Source organism: Nitratireductor thuwali (genome assembly GCF_036621415.1).
Lineage (GTDB): Bacteria > Pseudomonadota > Alphaproteobacteria > Rhizobiales > Rhizobiaceae > Chelativorans > Chelativorans thuwali.
This window is the reverse complement of sequence record NZ_CP030941.1, coordinates 3,745,930-3,762,337: the sequence shown is the minus strand read 5'-3', so window position 1 is coordinate 3,762,337 and position 16,408 is coordinate 3,745,930. Positions and strand designations below refer to the sequence as shown.

The following is a 16,408-nucleotide window of genomic DNA, read 5'->3' as shown; positions in this document are numbered from 1 at the left end:
CATTCACTGCTTCGCCTTCTCATCGCCCGGAAGCACGTATTCCGTCCCTTCCCAGGGCGAGAGGAAATCGAAATTGCGGAACTCCTGGCGAAGCTCGACAGGCTCGTAAACCACGCGCTTGGCATCGCCGTCGTAATGGACTTCGACAAAGCCCGTCAGCGGAAAATCCTTGCGCAGGGGGTGGCCCTCGAAGCCGTAATCGGTGAGCAGCCGGCGCAGGTCCGGATGGCCGGTGAAGAGCACACCATAAAGGTCATAGACCTCGCGCTCGAACCAATCGGCTCCCGGAAAAACGTCGACGGCCGAAGGCACCGGCGTCTCCTCGTCGGTGGATATCTTCACGCGGATGCGCTGGTTCTGCCGGGGCGACAGGAGATGGTAGACGACCTCGAAGCGCTTGTCGCGCGACGGGTAGTCGACGCCCGAGATGTCTATGAAGGAGATGAACTGGCACTGGACGTCGGTCTTCAGGAAATTGAGCACGTCGATAATGTCGCCGGCCTCCACCAGAAGCGTAAGCTCGCCGCTGGCGATGAGCGCGTCCTGGATCTGGGCGTCTAGCTTTTCGGTGATGTAGGCTGCAAGGTCCTTAAGCGCTTCGCTCATGCAAGTCTCCTAGCGCTCGATGGTGCCGGTGCGGCGGATTTTCTTCTGCAAAAGAAGAATGCCGTAGAGCAGCGCTTCAGCCGTAGGCGGGCAGCCCGGCACGTAGATGTCGACCGGCACGATGCGGTCGCAGCCGCGCACCACGGAATAGGAATAGTGGTAATAGCCGCCGCCATTGGCGCACGAGCCCATGGAGATGACGTAGCGCGGCTCCGGCATCTGGTCGTAGACCTTGCGCAGCGCCGGGGCCATCTTGTTGGTCAGGGTGCCGGCAACGATCATCACGTCGGACTGGCGCGGAGAGGCGCGCGGGGCGATACCGAAACGCTCGGCATCGTAGCGCGGCATGGAGACGTGCATCATCTCGACGGCGCAGCAGGCGAGCCCGAAGGTCATCCACATCAGCGAGCCGGTGCGCGCCCAGGTGATCAGCGCCTCCGACGAGGTCACGAGAAAGCCCTTGTCGGACAGTTCCGAGTTGATGTCCGTGTAGAATGGATCGTTCTGCCCCACCGGATTTCCGGTATTGGGATCTATAATGCCCTTGGGCGCGGGTGCGACGAGGGTGTTGTCCTTCAATCCCATTCCAGCGCTCCCTTTTTCCACTCATAGATGAAGCCGATGGTCAGCACGCCGAGGAACACCATCATCGACCAGAACCCCAGCCAACCCACCGCGCCGAACGAGACCGCCCACGGAAACAGGAACGCCACCTCGAGATCGAAAATGATGAACAGGATGGCAACCAGATAGAAGCGCACATCGAACTTCATGCGGGCATCGTCGAAGGCGTTGAAGCCGCATTCGTAGGCCGACAGCTTCTCCGGATCCGGATTCTTGTAGGCCACCACGAAAGGCGCGGCGATCAGCACAAGGCAGATTCCCAGCGCCACGCCCATGAAGATGATGATAGGTAGATATGAACTCAAGAGATCGTTCATTGTCCGACTTTCCGTTGCCCGCCTGATGCGAGGCTCCGTACTGGGGCGCGTCGCACGGTCCCGCGATGGCTAGAAGCGCGGCCGGCACAGCCCATGTTGCAACGCGGCGAGGGTTAGCGCAGGCAGTCTGGCGACGCAAGTCAAACCTTGGCAAGATTGGGGCATAAGTTTCGCCCCGCCGCGCTCGATCGCCTGCCGGTACCGGCCCGGCCAACGGCCCCTGCGTCCGATGATGGCGCCCATGGGTGGCGGGCGCCGACAACCGCTTATCTAGGCACGCGAAGCGCCCACGTGAAGCCCTCCGCCGCCTCCTTTCCGACATGTCAGCAGAATTTGCCGGGAACCGCAAAACAGGTGGTTCGCAGAGCTTTGCGGCGCTAGCCTCCCGACTTTCGGCTGGAAAGGATCACTGATGGCGGGGCAGGAAAAATTGACGCAGTTGCGTGCGCGGCGTATCGCGCTGGCCGCCCAGGGATTTGCCGCGAGGAGGCCTGCCGGTCGGGTCGAGCGCCGACATCTGCTGCGGCTTGCCGGCCAGATCGGGCTGTTCCAGATCGATTCCGTCAATGTCGCCCAGCGGGCCCAATATATGCCCGCCTTCTCACGCCTCGGCGCCTACGATACCGCCGTTCTCGACCGCGCCCAGTCGCGGCGGCCCCGCGCCCTGTTCGAATATTGGGCGCATGAAGCGTCGCTGCTGCCGGTGGAGATGGAGCCGCTGCTGCGCTGGCGAATGGAGCGGGCGCGGGAGGGCCGCGGCATCTATAGCGGCCTGGCGACATTCGGCCGCGAACGCCGCGCCGCCATCGACGCGGTACTGCGGGAGGTGGCTCGCAACGGCCCGCTCACAGCCGCCGACATCGACGGGCACAGGGGCGCCAGCGGCTGGTGGGAATGGAGTGAGCCCAAGCGCGCGCTCGAATGGCTGTTCTGGGCCGGACTGGTGACGACGCATTCGCGCGGGGCCAATTTCGAGCGGCTCTACGACCTGCCCGAACGGGTGCTGCCGCCGCACATCATGGCGCGCCCAACGCCTTCCCCCGCCGACGCGCAGCGCAAGCTGATGGAGATCGCGGCGAAGGCTCATGGCGTGGCGACGGCGAGCGACCTGCGGGACTATTTCCGCCTTGCTCCCGATGACGCGCATCCCCGGGTCGACGAACTCGTGGAGGAAGGCGTGCTCATACCGGTTACGGTTAAGGGCTGGGCGAAACAGGCCTATCTTCACCGGGACGCCCGCCTGCCGCGCAAGGTCGATGCAAGGGCGCTGCTGGCCCCGTTCGACCCGCTGATCTGGGAACGCTCGCGTGCCGAGCGGCTATTCGATTTCCGTTATCGGATCGAGATCTACACGCCGGCAGAGAAGCGGGTGTACGGCTATTACGTCTTCCCTTTCGTCCTGGGAGAGCGAATCGTCGCCCGAGTCGACCTCAAGGCGGATCGCCAGGGCGGCGCGCTGCAGGTGCAGAGCGCTTTCGCCGAGGACAACGCCCCGCCGGAGACGGCGGCCGAGCTTTACAGGGAATTGGCGCTGATGGCTGGCTGGCTCGGTCTTGATAGAACCGAAATCCGCGACAGGGGCAATCTTGCGCCTCAGCTCAAGGTAGCGGCCTTCGTCTAAGGCCGCATTTGGCGGCCGCTTGCCCATGGGTGCGCGCGCCCTAAGCTTGATGTTGAGGAGGAGTGTCCATGGTCTCTGCCAGGACGAAACCGAAGCGGTGCGGTGGAGAGTTCTTGGAAAGACCTTTCTTGAGAGGCTGTCCGCAGCTACCAATTCGGCCTCTGCTTTTTACTGACCGGTGATTCGGGGGCCACACATGAACAAGGTCAGATTCACTTTTGCGGCAGTCCTGCTGGCGGCGTCGGTCGGTGTGGGGCACGCTGGCGACGATGATCGGTTCCTCTATTTCGCGACCGACGATCCTTTCGTCAGCCCCGGCACTCCGGTCACAAAGAATGACGTGCAGTTTTTTGGCGGCGTCTTTGCCGAAGGCTCCTTCGGCACCGTCGTCCGGTTCTGGGATGCCGAATACGTGAATGGTTACATGGTCGGCGGCACCTTCGGCCGCGACTTTCATGAACTGGGATTGGGTTTCGTCCTCGGCGGCGTGGCAGGCGCCGCAATTCGCTTTGGCGATGACGAGGATGCGAGCGGAGAACTTTGGGCCGGTCTCAGGGTCCGCCATCACGGCCTGGTCATCGGCGATATGGCAATCGCACCGGGGCTCGCGGCCGGCTTCAGCGTCGTTTCCGGACCGACTGAAATCGAGCGTAGACGCGAAGACCGGTATGGAGGCGACGCAACCCTTCTAGGCTTTGTCGGGCCGGAAGTTGCCCTCAGGTTCCGGCAGGCTCCGAACATGGAAGTCGTCTTCCAGCTTCACCACAGGTCGGGCGGGAACGGCACGTTCGGCGATTTCGGCGAAGGCTCGAACGCAAACATCATCGGCTTCCGTTATCGCTTCTAGATCACGACGACGCTGAATCGTCATCGTGACCTATCCCTTTGCTGGAGCATGATCTTTTCCGAAAAACCGCTGTCCACCTTTCGAAATCATGCCCGATCGTTCCTCGTTACCAATCCTCAGATTTGTGGTAGGATTGCCGCGAAGGGCACAGATCACGCAGATGACGGCGTGGTTTCAGAACGACAGACTGCCGGGTCGCCTAGCGGTAAGGGCCTGGGGGCGGTTCAACTCCTGTGCACGGGTTCGAATCCCGTCCCGGCAACCATTCTCCATCATCCCGATGTTCCACCATCTAGCGCGTCGGTATCGGTCGATCCGGCAGCGGAGGCCCTTCGTCCGGCGGCATTGGCTGTGGCGGTACCGGTCTCGGCCCTGGTCCCGGTAGTGGTCCTGGGCCCGGCTGTGGTATCGGTCGGGGTGGTGTGGACATGGTCAGATCTCCTCTTTCGTCAGAACGCGAAAAGGACCCGATTGTTTCCTGCCTGCCGGCGCGTTCAAAGGTGGAAATCCCAGCATCGTCGAGCTTCTCCCAACGAGGCGGAGAAGAACGCTTGATAGCCGGCCATCTGATCGGCTGTCGGCTGATGTATTTGCTTGTCTGGAGATGGCAACCGTGCCGATGCCTTCGGCATCCGGCACTTCTGCGAGCGCCACTCCTCACAAACATCGAGAAGTGGCGCGAGTGACGGGGCTCGAACCCGCGACCTCCGGCGTGACAGGCCGGCACTCTAACCAACTGAGCTACACCCGCATGGGCAACGCGCAAACGAGGCTTCGTTCGGCGTCGTGGGCGGTGAATTAGGGGGTATTGCCGGACCTGTCAAGCGCATCCGTCGCGCTTTGCCGGATGATTTTCAAGGCGGGATGAAAACACGCCGCAAAGCGGCAATTTGATCTTGCGGTTGCGGGGCGAAACGCCTAAACGGACGAGCTTGAAGGGCAGCCTGCCACGGCGGCGACCTCAAAGGGCGATTAGCTCAGTTGGTAGAGCGCTTCGTTTACACCGAAGATGTCGGGAGTTCGAGTCTCTCATCGCCCACCATTCCAAGCCTTGGAAATTGCTCGACATAGACGTGTCCCAGGCATCGCATCGCCAGCCCGGCCTCAGCACCCATGGGAGGCTGCCGCCTACCTTGGCACCCTTTCCACAGGAACGCGCACGCTGGCGCTCGTGCCGGGACCGTCCTTGCGACGGCCTATTTCGAACGATCCGTGGTGCTGAGCCGCCAGCGAACGGACCAGCCGCCGGCCAAGGCCACCGGACTTTGCTTCACCGTCTTCGATCAGCCCCACCCCGTCATCGGTAACCGTGAGCCGATACTCGTCCCCTTCCCTGGCAAACACGACGCCCACCGTGCCGGGCTTGTCGTCCGGGAAGGCATATTTCAGCGCATTGGTCAAAAGCTCGTTGATGCACAATCCTATTGAAACGGCCGAGGTCTGCGGGATTTCGTGGCTCTCCGCTTCGACCGTCAGCCCGATCGGCCGCATGCCCATCAGGGAATCCCTCAGATCATCACACAGGTCCACGATGAAGGAATGGGTATCGACAACGGCCTTGCCGCCAACTTGCATGAGCCGCTCGTGAACCCGCACCATGACCTGCACGCGAGCCCCAATCGAGGCCAGAGCAGCCCGCGCCGCCGGCTCCTTTGCCTCGTGCTCCTGAAGCCTGGCAAGAGAGGCCAGCACGGCGAGATGGTTGCGGGTTCTGTGGTTGCAGTCCCGCAGAAGGATGTCTTTCTCGCGCTCGGACTTGGCAAGCAGTTTGTTTCCGACGTGAAGCCGGTGGACGGCCAGGTGCATGATTTCGGTAGCGGAGGCGGTCAGAACCCCTATCACCGAGAACAGAAACAGAGCCAGCACATCCCTTTCCTGCGCGATCGCCAGATCGTTGAACGGCTCAAGAGACAGAAAAGCGAGGGCGATGATGCACAGCCCAAGGGCGACAAACCCGCTTCCGCGGTCGAACAGCAGAGCCGCCGCCACGACCGCAAACATGCAGAAGAGGAAGGGATAGGCATTGGCCCTGGGCCAGATCCACAAATCCAGGGCGATAACGGCCGATACGAGCAATAAGGTGGAGACGTAGCGAACCCAGATGGGCCAACTGCGGGTGGGAAGCGGCTCGTTCAATAACCAATCCATACTGGTCAACGCAGCGCCGCCGCTTATGTTCACGTCAAACTGACGGACATTCCATTAGATGATTGATCGGGCATCGGCTCGGGCCTTCGCAACTGCCAAAACAAAAAAGCCGGGCTGAGGGCCCGGCCTTTCTGAAGCTGATGCCTCGGGCGAGATCAGTTGATCGCGTCCTTCAGGCCCTTGCCTGCAGAGAACTTCGGAACGTTGCGGGCCGGGATATCGACTTCCGCGCCGGTCTGCGGGTTGCGACCCTTGGAGGCCTCGCGCCGCGAAACGCTGAAGTTGCCAAAGCCCACAAGCCGAACGTCTCCGCCCTTCTTGAGCTCATCGGTGACAACGGCGAAGACCGCGTCGACAGCCGACTGTGCGTCGCCCTTGGACAGGCCAGCCTTGTCGGCAACGGCAGATACCAGTTCGTTCTTGTTCATAAACTATAAACCCCTTCCTTAATTTCGGCCGGAGAGCGACTCAACCGGCGAGGAGCGCAGAATATGAAGAAGCAAGGGGCTAACCAAGCGAGAAATGAGCGCGAAGCCCCAAAAATCCCGGTTTTCTGCGGTTTCTACAAAAAAGCCGGCAATGAAGCCGGCTTTTTTCTGGTTGCAATGCACAATCGCACGCCCGAAGCGGTAGGTTATCGGGCCCACACATTGGGCTTTCCAAAACCGGTTCCGGTTTCGGAGCGATGCGTCAGTGCGCCACCGTCTGCGATCCCGCCTTGTCGGCGACGTCGACCTTGGCCGGATCGGCCACCGGCTCGACCCATTCGATGGGCTCGGGCTTGCGCACCAGCGCATGCTCCAGCACCTCGCCGACCCGGCTGACCGGAACGATCTCGAGGCCGCTCTTCACGTTCTCGGGAATGTCGGCCAGATCCTTGGCGTTCTCCTCGGGGATCAGCACCTTCTTGAGGCCGCCGCGCAGGGCCGCCAGGAGCTTCTCCTTGAGGCCGCCGATGGGCAGCACCCGACCGCGCAGGGTGATCTCGCCCGTCATGGCGATGTCCTTGCGCACCGGAATTCCGGTCATGATCGAGACGATCGCCGTCACCATGGCCACGCCAGCCGACGGGCCATCCTTGGGCGTCGCGCCTTCCGGCACGTGCACGTGGATGTCCTTCTTGTCGAAGACCGGCGGCTCGATGCCGAAATCGACCGCGCGCGACCGTACATAGGAGGCGGCGGCGGAGATCGATTCCTTCATCACGTCGCGCAGGTTGCCGGTGACCGTCATCTTGCCCTTGCCGGGCATCATGACACCCTCGATAGTGAGCAGCTCACCCCCGACCTCGGTCCAGGCGAGCCCCGTGACGACACCCACCTGGTCCTCGCCCTCGGCCTCGCCGAAGCGGAAGCGCGGCACGCCAAGATAATCGGACAGGTTCTTGTCCGTGACCTCGACCGTCTCCTTGCCGGACTTCAGGATCTCGGTCACCGCCTTACGCGCCAGCTTCATCAGCTCGCGCTCAAGGTTACGCACACCCGCCTCGCGGGTGTAGGTGCGGATGATCGCCTGAAGCGCAGCGTCGGAGACGGAGAACTCCTTCTCTTTCAGGCCGTGCTCGCGCACCGCCTTGGGCAGGAGATGTCGCTTGGCGATCTCGACCTTCTCATCCTCGGTGTAACCGGCGATACGGATGATCTCCATGCGGTCCATCAGGGCCGGCGGGATGTTCAGCGTGTTGGCGGTCGTCACGAACATTACGCTCGAAAGGTCGTACTCTACCTCGAGGTAGTGATCCATGAAGGTCATGTTCTGCTCGGGGTCCAGGACCTCCAGCAGAGCCGACGACGGGTCGCCGCGGAAATCCATGCCCATCTTGTCGATCTCGTCCAGCAGGAAGAGCGGATTGGATTTCTTCGCCTTCTTCATCGACTGGATGACCTTGCCGGGCATCGAGCCGATATAGGTGCGGCGGTGGCCGCGGATCTCGGCCTCGTCACGCACGCCGCCGAGCGCCATGCGAACATATTCGCGGCCGGTCGCCTTGGCGATCGATTTGGCGAGCGAGGTCTTGCCGACGCCGGGAGGGCCGACGAGGCACAGGATCGGACCTTTCAGCTTCTTCTGGCGGGACTGCACGGCGAGGTATTCAACGATGCGTTCCTTGACCTTCTCCAGGCCGAAATGATCGTTCTCGAGCACTTCCTCGGCGCGCGTCAGATCGTGACTGACCTTGGAGTTCTTCTTCCACGGAATGGACAGGAGCCAATCCAGATAATTGCGCACCACCGTGGCCTCCGCCGACATGGGCGACATGGTGGCCAGCTTCTTCAATTCGGCCTCCGCCTTTTCGCGGGCCTCCTTGGAAAGCCTGGTCTTCTTGATGCGCTCTTCCAGTTCGGCGGCCTCGTTGCGGCCGTCCTCGCCCTCGCCGAGCTCCTTCTGGATCGCCTTCATCTGCTCATTGAGGTAGTACTCGCGCTGCGTCTTCTCCATCTGGCGCTTGACGCGCGAGCGGATGCGCTTTTCCACCTGCAGCACGGAGATTTCGGCTTCCATGAAGCCCATGGCTTTTTCCAGCCGCTCACGCACGGAAAGCGTGGCGAGCATCTCCTGCTTCTCGGGAATCTTGATGGCCAGATGCGAAGCCACGGTGTCGGCCAGCTTCGAGTAGTCCTCGATCTGGCTTGCCGCGCCTACGACCTCGGGCGAGATCTTCTTGTTGAGCTTGACGTAGTTTTCGAAATCGCCGACCACCGAACGGGCCAGCGCCTCGATTTCCACCTCGTCCTCTTCGGGATCGCTCAGCACCTCGGCGCGGGCCTCGTGAAAGGCGTCGCGGTCGGTGAAATCGGTTATACGGGCGCGCGATGTGCCTTCAACCAGCACCTTCACGGTACCGTCCGGCAGCTTCAGAAGCTGCAGCACATTGGCAAGCGTGCCGATATCATAGATCCCGGAAGCGTCCGGATCGTCATCGGCCGCATTCATCTGGGTGGCCAGAAGCACCTGCTTCTCCGCACCCATCACCTCTTCCAGTGCCTTGATCGACTTCTCGCGCCCCACGAAGAGCGGCACGATCATGTGCGGAAACACCACGATGTCGCGCAAAGGCAGCACCGGGAAAAGGGTATCGCCTGATTTTTTCGGGGTTTCAGTCATCATTCAGCCTTCTTGCGCCGCAGCCACTCAATAGCCAGCTTGCGGCATCTTGTTTAAAAAGGGAAGCCGGTCCGCCCATGTCGGGCTTGCAACTGCAACACCACAACCAGGAACCAAACCCGCCGCCGTTCCACCATTACTTGGAGGTGCACGGCCGCGAGATCAAGGGCGGCATGCAAGACACTCACAGCCGCGTCACGCATGGAGGCCGGGGCGGGAAGCCCGCCGCTCCGGCCGGACCGCGTCGCCGCGTGCCGGACGTCACGCGCTGACGCTGCCCTTTTCCTTCTCACGCTCTGCATAGATGTAGAGCGGACGGGCATTTCCGGCCACGACCTCGTCGGAGATCACGACCTCCTGCACGCCTTCCAGCGCCGGCAGCTCGAACATGGTGTCGAGCAGGATGGCTTCCATGATGGAACGCAGCCCACGGGCGCCGGTCTTGCGCTGGATCGCTTTCTGGGCAATCGCTTTCAGCGCGTTCTCATGGAACGACAACTCGACGTTCTCCATCTCGAACAGACGCTGATACTGCTTGACGAGCGCGTTCTTCGGCTCGGAAAGGATTTCCACCAGAGCCGCCTCGTCGAGGTCCTCCAATGTGGCCAGAACGGGCAGACGACCCACGAATTCGGGAATGAGGCCGAATTTCAGAAGGTCCTCGGGCTCCACCTGGCGCAGAAGCTCGCCCTGGCGGCGGTCCTCGATCGAGGAGACGTTGGCGCCAAAGCCGATCGAGGTCTTGCGGCCGCGGTCGGAGATGATCTTCTCGAGGCCCGCGAAAGCACCGCCGCAGATGAACAGGATCGAGGAGGTGTCGACCTGCAGGAATTCCTGCTGCGGATGCTTGCGTCCGCCCTGCGGCGGAACGGAGGCGACCGTACCTTCCATGATCTTCAAGAGCGCCTGCTGGACGCCCTCGCCCGACACGTCGCGGGTGATGGAAGGATTGTCCGACTTGCGCGAAATCTTGTCGATCTCGTCGATATAGACGATGCCGCGCTGGGCCCGCTCGACATTGTAGTCGGCCGATTGCAACAGCTTCAGGATGATGTTCTCGACATCCTCGCCGACATAGCCGGCTTCGGTAAGCGTGGTCGCATCGGCCATGGTGAACGGCACGTCGATGATGCGGGCCAGCGTCTGGGCCAGCAGCGTCTTGCCGCAGCCCGTGGGACCGATCAGGAGGATGTTGGACTTTGCCAGTTCGACTTCCGGATTCTTGCCCGCGTGCGCCAACCGCTTGTAGTGGTTGTGGACAGCGACCGACAACACGCGCTTGGCGTGGCTCTGGCCGATGACATAGTCGTCGAGAACCTTGATGATGTCCTGCGGCGTCGGCACGCCTTCGCGCGACTTCACCATCGAGGATTTGTTTTCCTCGCGGATGATGTCCATGCACAATTCGACGCATTCATCGCAGATGAATACGGTAGGTCCCGCAATCAGCTTGCGCACCTCGTGCTGGCTCTTGCCGCAGAACGAGCAGTACAGGGTGTTCTTGGAATCACCACCGCTGTTGCTGATCTTGCTCATTTTACAGTCCTTTCAGTACACCGGCGCCCGATGGGATTGACAGCGCCGGACGAGCGATCCGCGGAACGCGCACAAGCTCCCGCGCGGAACGCCCAATTCTCGGTTTCCGAACGAAACACAAATCGGAAAGCGCGGCAACGACTCATTATCCCTCGTCGAGACTAGGGTGTTGAAACTCAACATAGGCTTAACGTAAGGCGTTGCCAGCCCCTACGGAACAGCAAATTGTGACGGAATTGACGCAGCCAGGAGCAAATCTTTGCGCCGGGAACCGCCTTCCGAGCCGAATCGCCGGCCTCAGGTCGACGCCTCGCCCTGGATTGCTTCACGCTGCGAAATCACCTTGTCGATCAGGCCGAATTCCTTTGCCTCGTCCGAGGTCATGAAATGGTCCCGGTCGAGCGTCCTTTCAATGGTCTCATAGTCCTGGCCGGTATGCTTGACATAGACCTCGTTCAGCCGCCGCTTCAGCTTGATGATGTCCTGGGCGTGGCGCTCGATGTCGGAGGCCTGGCCCTGGAAGCCGCCGGAGGGCTGATGCACCATGATGCGTGCGTTGGGCGTGGCGAAGCGCATATCCTTGGCGCCGGCGCACAGGAGCAAGGAGCCCATGGAGGCGGCTTGCCCGACGCACAGGGTGGAGACCGGCGGCTGGATGAACTGCATCGTATCGTAGATGGCCATACCGGAGGTCACGATGCCGCCCGGCGAATTGATGTAGAGGGCGATTTCCTTCTTGGGATTGTCGGCCTCCAGGAACAGAAGCTGGGCACAGACAAGCGAAGCCATGCCGTCCTCGATGGGCCCGGTGATGAAGATGATGCGCTCCTTGAGCAGGCGCGAGAAGATGTCATAGGCGCGCTCGCCCCGATTGGTCTGCTCGACGACCATCGGCACAAGGTTCATCGCGGTCTCGAATGGATTGGGCATGGATACACCTTTCGGGCAGGGTGCGCCGGCACGGCGCAAAACGGCAGAATCGTTCGGTTCAATCGCGATAGATAGGATGTCCCCTTCCCTCTGCGCAAGGGCGGAGCACCCGCGATTTCTCAGCCCGCTGCCAGGAGCCCGGCAAAGCCGATCATGATCGCTCCCAATATGCGGGTCAGCACCACCAGGCCGGCGCGGCCACCAGCCCGGCCTCGCAGCGAGCTGCCGAGCAGCGCGTAGAAGCCGGCGGCGGTGCCTTCCAGCGCCAGCGAGACGGCAACCATGGAGGCGAACTGCGCAGCATAGCCTGGCGCACCCGGAATGAGGAACTGCGCGTAGAAGGCCGTTGCGAACATCACGGCCTTCGGATTGAGCATCGCCACGGCAAACTCGCGCCTTATCGCAATCCGCAGCGAAGCATCGCTGGCGCCAGCCTCGGCTGCCTCGCCGGCGGTTCCGGCCTGCCGGACCATGCGCAGGCCGATCCACGCAAGATAGACGGCGCCGCCGATCCTGATCGCGTTGAAGGCGACCGGCGACTGACCGAGAAGCACTCCCAGCCCAAGGCCCGCCGCAACGAAGATCATCAGATAGGCAGGGTAGCGGCCGAATGAGGCCATGTGAGCGATGCGATATCCCCGCGTGGCAGCCAGCGTAAACGCAAGCACATTGTTCGGCCCGGGCGCGAAGTGCACCGGCAGGGACGCGACTATGAAAGTCGCCCAAAGTTCGATCGACATCACGACGCTCCATGCTGAGAGCGCATAATGCGCCGGCATGGCGGAGCGTGTCCTTGCTTTTTGTGTCTGCAACTACGGGGGTTATGGCATAATATGCCAATAAACAGCAGTGAAGTGATCCAGGATGCCAAGTCGGTTGGATTCGATAGATCGCAATATTCTCCGCGCCCTGCAGCAGGACGGCAGGCTGACCAATGTCGAACTGGCCGACAAGGTGGGCCTTTCGCCCTCGCCCTGCCTGCGCCGGGTCAAACGGCTGGAGGCCGAAGGGATCATTCGGGGCTACCGGGCCATCATCGACAGGGCCACCACCGGCCTCGGCCTCACAGTGCTGACGGAGATCAAGGTCGGACGCCACACGAGGAAGAACGCTGACGCGCTTCAGCAGGCACTGGAAGACGTTCCCGAAATCGTCTCCTGCCATATGGTCTCGGGCGCACCCGACTTCATAGCCGAGATCGTCGTGCCCGATCTTGCCGCCTATGAGCGCCTGCTCAGCGATGTGCTGCTCAACCTGCCCATGGTCGAGGACATCAGGTCCAACTTTTCCCTGCGACCGGTGAAGACTGACGGCCCGTTGCCAGTACGGCCGTGATCCTCAACCCCACGCAGGGTCAGCCAGCCTTCGCCAGCGCCTGCTCCAGGTCCGCGATGATGTCGGCCGCATCCTCAATGCCGATGGAAAGGCGAATAACGTCGTTGCCGGCGCCGGCAGCCTGCTTCTGCTCATCCGTGAGCTGGCGATGGGTGGTGGAGGCCGGGTGGATGATGAGAGACTTGGTGTCGCCGATATTGGCCAGATGCGAGAAGAGCTCGACGCCTTCGACCACCTTGACGCCGGCATCGAAGCCGCCCTTGAGGCCGAAGGTGAAGACGGCGCCGGCGCCCTTGGGCGAATATTTCTGCATCAGCGCGTGGTTCGTGTCCTCCGGCAGCCCCGGATAGGAAACCCACGCCACCGCCGGATGATCCCTCAGCCACGTCGCCACCTCGAGGGCATTGTCGCAATGGCGCTGCATCCTGAGCGGCAGGGTTTCGATGCCGGTCAGGAGCATGAAGGCGTTGAACGGCGAGATCGCAGGACCGAAATCGCGCAGGCCCAGCACACGGGCGGCGATGGCGAAGGCGAAATTGCCGAAGGTCTCGTGCAGCACCATGCCGCCATATTCCGGCCGGGGCTCGGACAGCATCGGGTAGTTGCCGGATTTCGACCAGTCGAACGTGCCGCCGTCGACTAGAATGCCGCCCATCGAGTTGCCGTGGCCGCCCATGAATTTCGTGAGCGAGTGCACGACGATATCCGCCCCGTGCTCGATCGGCCGCACGAGATAGGGCGAGGCCATCGTGTTGTCGACCACCAGCGGCAGACCGTGCCGGCGGGCGATTTCGGCGATTGCGGCCATGTCGACAAAGGTGCCGCCAGGATTGGCCAGGCTCTCGATGAAGATGGCGCGGGTGCGCTCGTCTATCTGGCTTTCGAAGCTGTCCAGGTCGAATGGGTCGGCCCAGCGCACCTGCCAGTCGAAATTCTTGAAGGCATGGCCGAACTGATTGATCGATCCGCCGTAAAGGCGCCTGGCCGCGATGAAATTGTCGCCGGGGCGCATCATGTTGTGGAAGACGAGCAGTTGCGCCCCGTGGCCGGAGGCCGTCGCCAGCGCCGCAGTTCCGCCTTCGAGCGCGGCCACCCGCTCCTCGAGCACGGCCTGGGTCGGGTTCATGATCCGCGTATAGATATTGCCGAACGCCTTGAGGCCGAAGAGCGAGGCGGCGTGATCGACGTCGTCGAACACATAGGAAGTCGTCTGATAAATGGGCGTGGCGCGCGCGCCCGTCGCGGGGTCGGGTGCCGCGCCCGCATGGACGGCCAGCGTTTCAAAACCGGGTGTGCGCTCGCTCATGAGGTCCTCCGCTATGGCAAGTAGATCGGGGCCATCAATACAGGCGCCGGCGAAGGAGGCAAAGAAGATTTGCCCAATTTCCGGCCACTGAAGGGAATCATTTCGGCAAGCCCGGCGGCCCGGAGCGCTTTCAGCGTTGCCGGATGCCGAAACTCTGGAAGCCCTGCCTCATCACCGGCTTTTTGGACGAGATCGTGCGGCTGTTGACGCCGTTCCAGCCGATTTCGCCCGAAAGCCGCGCATACTCGATCTTCGGGCAGCGGTTCATGACGACCTGGATGCGCTTTTCTTCCAGCCGGGCGGCGGAGGCGTCGTCGCGGATCGCCAGTTGCATCCAGACCACCTTGGGCAGCGGGTCCATGGCGAGGATCTCGTCGGTAATGCCTGGGACGGCGCTGGAGGCGCGGAAAATGTCGACCATGTCGACGGGCTTCGGCAGATCGGCCAGCGAGGCATAGGCCACGGCACCGGCGATCTCCTTACCCGCCTGCCCCGGATTGACCGGGAAGACCTCGTAGCCCTTGTCGAGGAGGTATTTGGTGACAAAGAAGCTGGGGCGCACGTCATTTGCCGATGCGCCGACGACGGCGATGCTCCTCACGCTGTTGAGGATGCCCGAGATATAGGCGTTGTCGTAGCTGTCGTGATTCATTCGGGCAGTGATATACGGCCTTCGGCATCGATTGGAAAGTCGGGATTATGGGCGACCTCCCACAGATTGCCTTCCGTATCGGCAAAATACCCCTGGACGCCGCCCCAGAATGCCCGTTGCGCGGATTTCAGAACGCGGCCTCCCACCTTGTCGACCTGGTTGAGAATGAGGTTCACCTCGGCCTCCGTGCGGGTGTTGTAGGCAAGCGCCACCCCGGAGAATCCAGGCTTGCCGTTCGCTCCCCTGGCCGGACGGAAATTGTCGTTGGCGATGTCGGCGGCCAATTGCTCGCGCGGCCACAGCGCCAGGATCATGCCGCCCATCTGGAAAAAGGCCACGCCTTCGGTGATCCGCTTGCTCCTTTCCAGGCCCATCGCCTCATAGAAGCGGATGGCCCGGTCGAGATCGTCCACGCCGAGGGTTATGACCGAGATGCGCGGTTCGAGTTTCATTCGCCTTTCCACTCCGGTTTGCGCTTTTCGATGAAGGCGTCGATTCCTTCTTCCGCGTCGCGCGCCATCATGTTCTCCACCATCACGCGGGCGGCATAGTCATAGGCTTCCGCCAGCCCCATTTCGGCCTGTGCATAGAAAGCTTCCTTGCCCGTCTTGAGCGTCAAAGGCGATTTGGATGCAATGGTTTGCGCCAGTTCGCTGACGGTTCGATTCAATGCTTCGGGCGGGACGGCGCGGTTGACGAGCCCGAAGCTCAACGCCGTTTCGGCATCGATCATCTCGCCGGTCAGAAGCATTTCCATCGCGTGCTTGCGGCTGACATTGCGCGACAGAGCCACCATGGGCGTGGAGCAGAACAGGCCGATATTGACGCCCGGCGTGGCGAACCGCGCGCCATGGGCGGCCACCGCCAGATCGCAGGAGGCGACGAGCTGGCAGCCGGCGGCGGTCGCCACCCCGCCCACCGCCGCGATTACCGGCTTGGGATGGCGGACGATTGTCTGCATGACTTCCGAGCACAGTGCCATGGTCTCGGTGAAAAAGGCCCGCCCCCAGTCGGGGTCGGCGCGATGGGCGGTCATCTCCTTCAGGTCGTGACCGGCACAGAACACCTTGCCCTCATGGGCCAGCACGACGACCTTGACATCATCATCCCCGCGGGCCCGGTCGAGCGCACCCTTGAGGGCCTTCATCATGGCGATGGAAAGCGCGTTCGCGGGCGGGTTGGAGAGGGCAAGCGTCAGCACGCCGCCGCTGCATGCGGCCCGCACCAGGGCCGGCGGAGCTTGCGTGTCCGGACGCGCCTGTGCCGTTTGCGCCATATCCGTTCCTCCTGTTTGGCCAAATCACCTAACATAGGGGACGCGGCGACTACAGTGCCATTGTACGGCGCGCGTCTTTTCTTTGGGAGGCAGCAGTGCGAAATA

Annotated in this window: 17 protein-coding genes and 3 tRNA genes; 5 read left to right on the top strand and 15 right to left on the bottom strand. The window is 62.1% G+C overall.

The features are described from left to right. Window positions 1–3 precede the first annotated feature (3 nt). From NTH_RS18230 to NTH_RS18220, 3 genes are read right to left on the bottom strand one after another with little or no spacing between them, the layout of a single operon-like run. Entirely contained in the window at window positions 4–606 is a 603-nt protein-coding gene (locus NTH_RS18230; RefSeq protein ID WP_338531356.1) for an NADH-quinone oxidoreductase subunit C, read from the bottom strand. Window positions 607–615: 9 nt separating this feature from the next. Beyond that, the gene (locus tag NTH_RS18225; RefSeq protein ID WP_338531355.1) at window positions 616–1,191 is read right to left on the bottom strand and encodes a NuoB/complex I 20 kDa subunit family protein; all 576 of its coding nucleotides are present in this window, start codon (window positions 1,189–1,191) and stop codon (window positions 616–618) included. Continuing rightward, window positions 1,182–1,547, bottom strand: coding sequence for an NADH-quinone oxidoreductase subunit A (locus tag NTH_RS18220; protein WP_265519503.1), 366 nt, complete (start codon window positions 1,545–1,547; stop codon window positions 1,182–1,184). The genes NTH_RS18225 and NTH_RS18220 overlap by 10 nt, the downstream gene beginning before the upstream one ends. Window positions 1,548–1,959: 412 nt before the next feature. Here NTH_RS18220 and NTH_RS18215 point away from each other — a divergent pair, with 412 nt between their 5' ends. The 3 genes from NTH_RS18215 (at window position 1,960) to NTH_RS18205 (ending at window position 4,280) form a co-directional block, all read left to right on the top strand. Further along, window positions 1,960–3,168 (top strand): winged helix-turn-helix domain-containing protein, encoded by a 1,209-nt coding sequence (locus tag NTH_RS18215; RefSeq protein ID WP_338531354.1) that lies wholly within the window; start codon window positions 1,960–1,962, stop codon window positions 3,166–3,168. A gap of 196 nt (window positions 3,169–3,364) precedes the next feature. Next, the gene (locus NTH_RS18210; protein ID WP_338531353.1) at window positions 3,365–4,015 is read left to right on the top strand and encodes a hypothetical protein; all 651 of its coding nucleotides are present in this window, start codon (window positions 3,365–3,367) and stop codon (window positions 4,013–4,015) included. 188 nt (window positions 4,016–4,203) lie between these two features. Then, a tRNA-Asn gene (locus tag NTH_RS18205) sits at window positions 4,204–4,280 on the top strand. A gap of 409 nt (window positions 4,281–4,689) precedes the next feature. On the opposite strand, the gene NTH_RS18200 is transcribed toward NTH_RS18205, so the two are convergent. Continuing rightward, window positions 4,690–4,766 (bottom strand) — tRNA-Asp (locus tag NTH_RS18200). A 215-nt stretch (window positions 4,767–4,981) separates the two neighbouring features. Here NTH_RS18200 and NTH_RS18195 point away from each other — a divergent pair. Next, window positions 4,982–5,057 (top strand) — tRNA-Val (locus NTH_RS18195). 86 nt (window positions 5,058–5,143) lie between these two features. On the opposite strand, the gene NTH_RS18190 is transcribed toward NTH_RS18195, so the two are convergent. The 7 genes from NTH_RS18190 to NTH_RS18160 form a co-directional block, all read right to left on the bottom strand. Further along, the gene (locus NTH_RS18190; RefSeq protein WP_338531352.1) at window positions 5,144–6,151 is read right to left on the bottom strand and encodes a sensor histidine kinase; all 1,008 of its coding nucleotides are present in this window, start codon (window positions 6,149–6,151) and stop codon (window positions 5,144–5,146) included. A gap of 167 nt (window positions 6,152–6,318) precedes the next feature. After that, window positions 6,319–6,591: a DNA-binding protein HupB gene (gene hupB / locus NTH_RS18185; protein WP_338531351.1), complete on the bottom strand. Its 273-nt coding sequence runs from the start codon at window positions 6,589–6,591 to the stop codon at window positions 6,319–6,321. An 18-nt stretch (window positions 6,592–6,609) separates the two neighbouring features. Next, window positions 6,610–6,810 (bottom strand): hypothetical protein, encoded by a 201-nt coding sequence (locus NTH_RS18180; protein ID WP_338531350.1) that lies wholly within the window; start codon window positions 6,808–6,810, stop codon window positions 6,610–6,612. A 43-nt stretch (window positions 6,811–6,853) separates the two neighbouring features. Continuing rightward, the gene (gene lon, locus NTH_RS18175) at window positions 6,854–9,268 is read right to left on the bottom strand and encodes an endopeptidase La (protein WP_338531956.1); all 2,415 of its coding nucleotides are present in this window, start codon (window positions 9,266–9,268) and stop codon (window positions 6,854–6,856) included. Window positions 9,269–9,529: 261 nt separating this feature from the next. Then, window positions 9,530–10,804, bottom strand: coding sequence for an ATP-dependent Clp protease ATP-binding subunit ClpX (gene clpX, locus NTH_RS18170; RefSeq protein ID WP_338531349.1), 1,275 nt, complete (start codon window positions 10,802–10,804; stop codon window positions 9,530–9,532). 297 nt (window positions 10,805–11,101) lie between these two features. Continuing rightward, complete coding sequence (locus NTH_RS18165; RefSeq protein ID WP_338531348.1) at window positions 11,102–11,734, bottom strand: ATP-dependent Clp protease proteolytic subunit; 633 nt, start codon at window positions 11,732–11,734, stop codon at window positions 11,102–11,104. 119 nt (window positions 11,735–11,853) lie between these two features. Continuing rightward, on the bottom strand, window positions 11,854–12,474 hold the full coding sequence (locus tag NTH_RS18160; protein ID WP_338531347.1) for a LysE family translocator: 621 nt from the start codon (window positions 12,472–12,474) through the stop codon (window positions 11,854–11,856). A gap of 124 nt (window positions 12,475–12,598) precedes the next feature. Between NTH_RS18160 and NTH_RS18155 the strand changes: the two genes are divergently transcribed. Then, window positions 12,599–13,069, top strand: coding sequence for an Lrp/AsnC family transcriptional regulator (locus NTH_RS18155; RefSeq protein ID WP_338531346.1), 471 nt, complete (start codon window positions 12,599–12,601; stop codon window positions 13,067–13,069). Window positions 13,070–13,088: 19 nt separating this feature from the next. On the opposite strand, the gene NTH_RS18150 is transcribed toward NTH_RS18155, so the two are convergent. The 4 genes from NTH_RS18150 to NTH_RS18135 all read right to left on the bottom strand — a co-directional run bounded on the left by NTH_RS18150 (window position 13,089) and on the right by NTH_RS18135 (window position 16,303). Continuing rightward, complete coding sequence (locus NTH_RS18150) at window positions 13,089–14,375, bottom strand: O-acetylhomoserine aminocarboxypropyltransferase (protein ID WP_338531345.1); 1,287 nt, start codon at window positions 14,373–14,375, stop codon at window positions 13,089–13,091. 130 nt (window positions 14,376–14,505) lie between these two features. Beyond that, window positions 14,506–15,027, bottom strand: a complete 522-nt coding sequence (locus NTH_RS18145; protein WP_338531344.1) for a CoA-binding protein — start codon at window positions 15,025–15,027, stop codon at window positions 14,506–14,508. Continuing rightward, entirely contained in the window at window positions 15,024–15,479 is a 456-nt protein-coding gene (locus NTH_RS18140) for a VOC family protein (protein ID WP_338531343.1), read from the bottom strand. The genes NTH_RS18145 and NTH_RS18140 overlap by 4 nt, the downstream gene beginning before the upstream one ends. Continuing rightward, on the bottom strand, window positions 15,476–16,303 hold the full coding sequence (locus NTH_RS18135) for an enoyl-CoA hydratase (RefSeq protein ID WP_338531342.1): 828 nt from the start codon (window positions 16,301–16,303) through the stop codon (window positions 15,476–15,478). Before NTH_RS18135 ends, NTH_RS18140 begins: the two co-directional genes overlap by 4 nt. Window positions 16,304–16,408 lie beyond the last annotated feature (105 nt).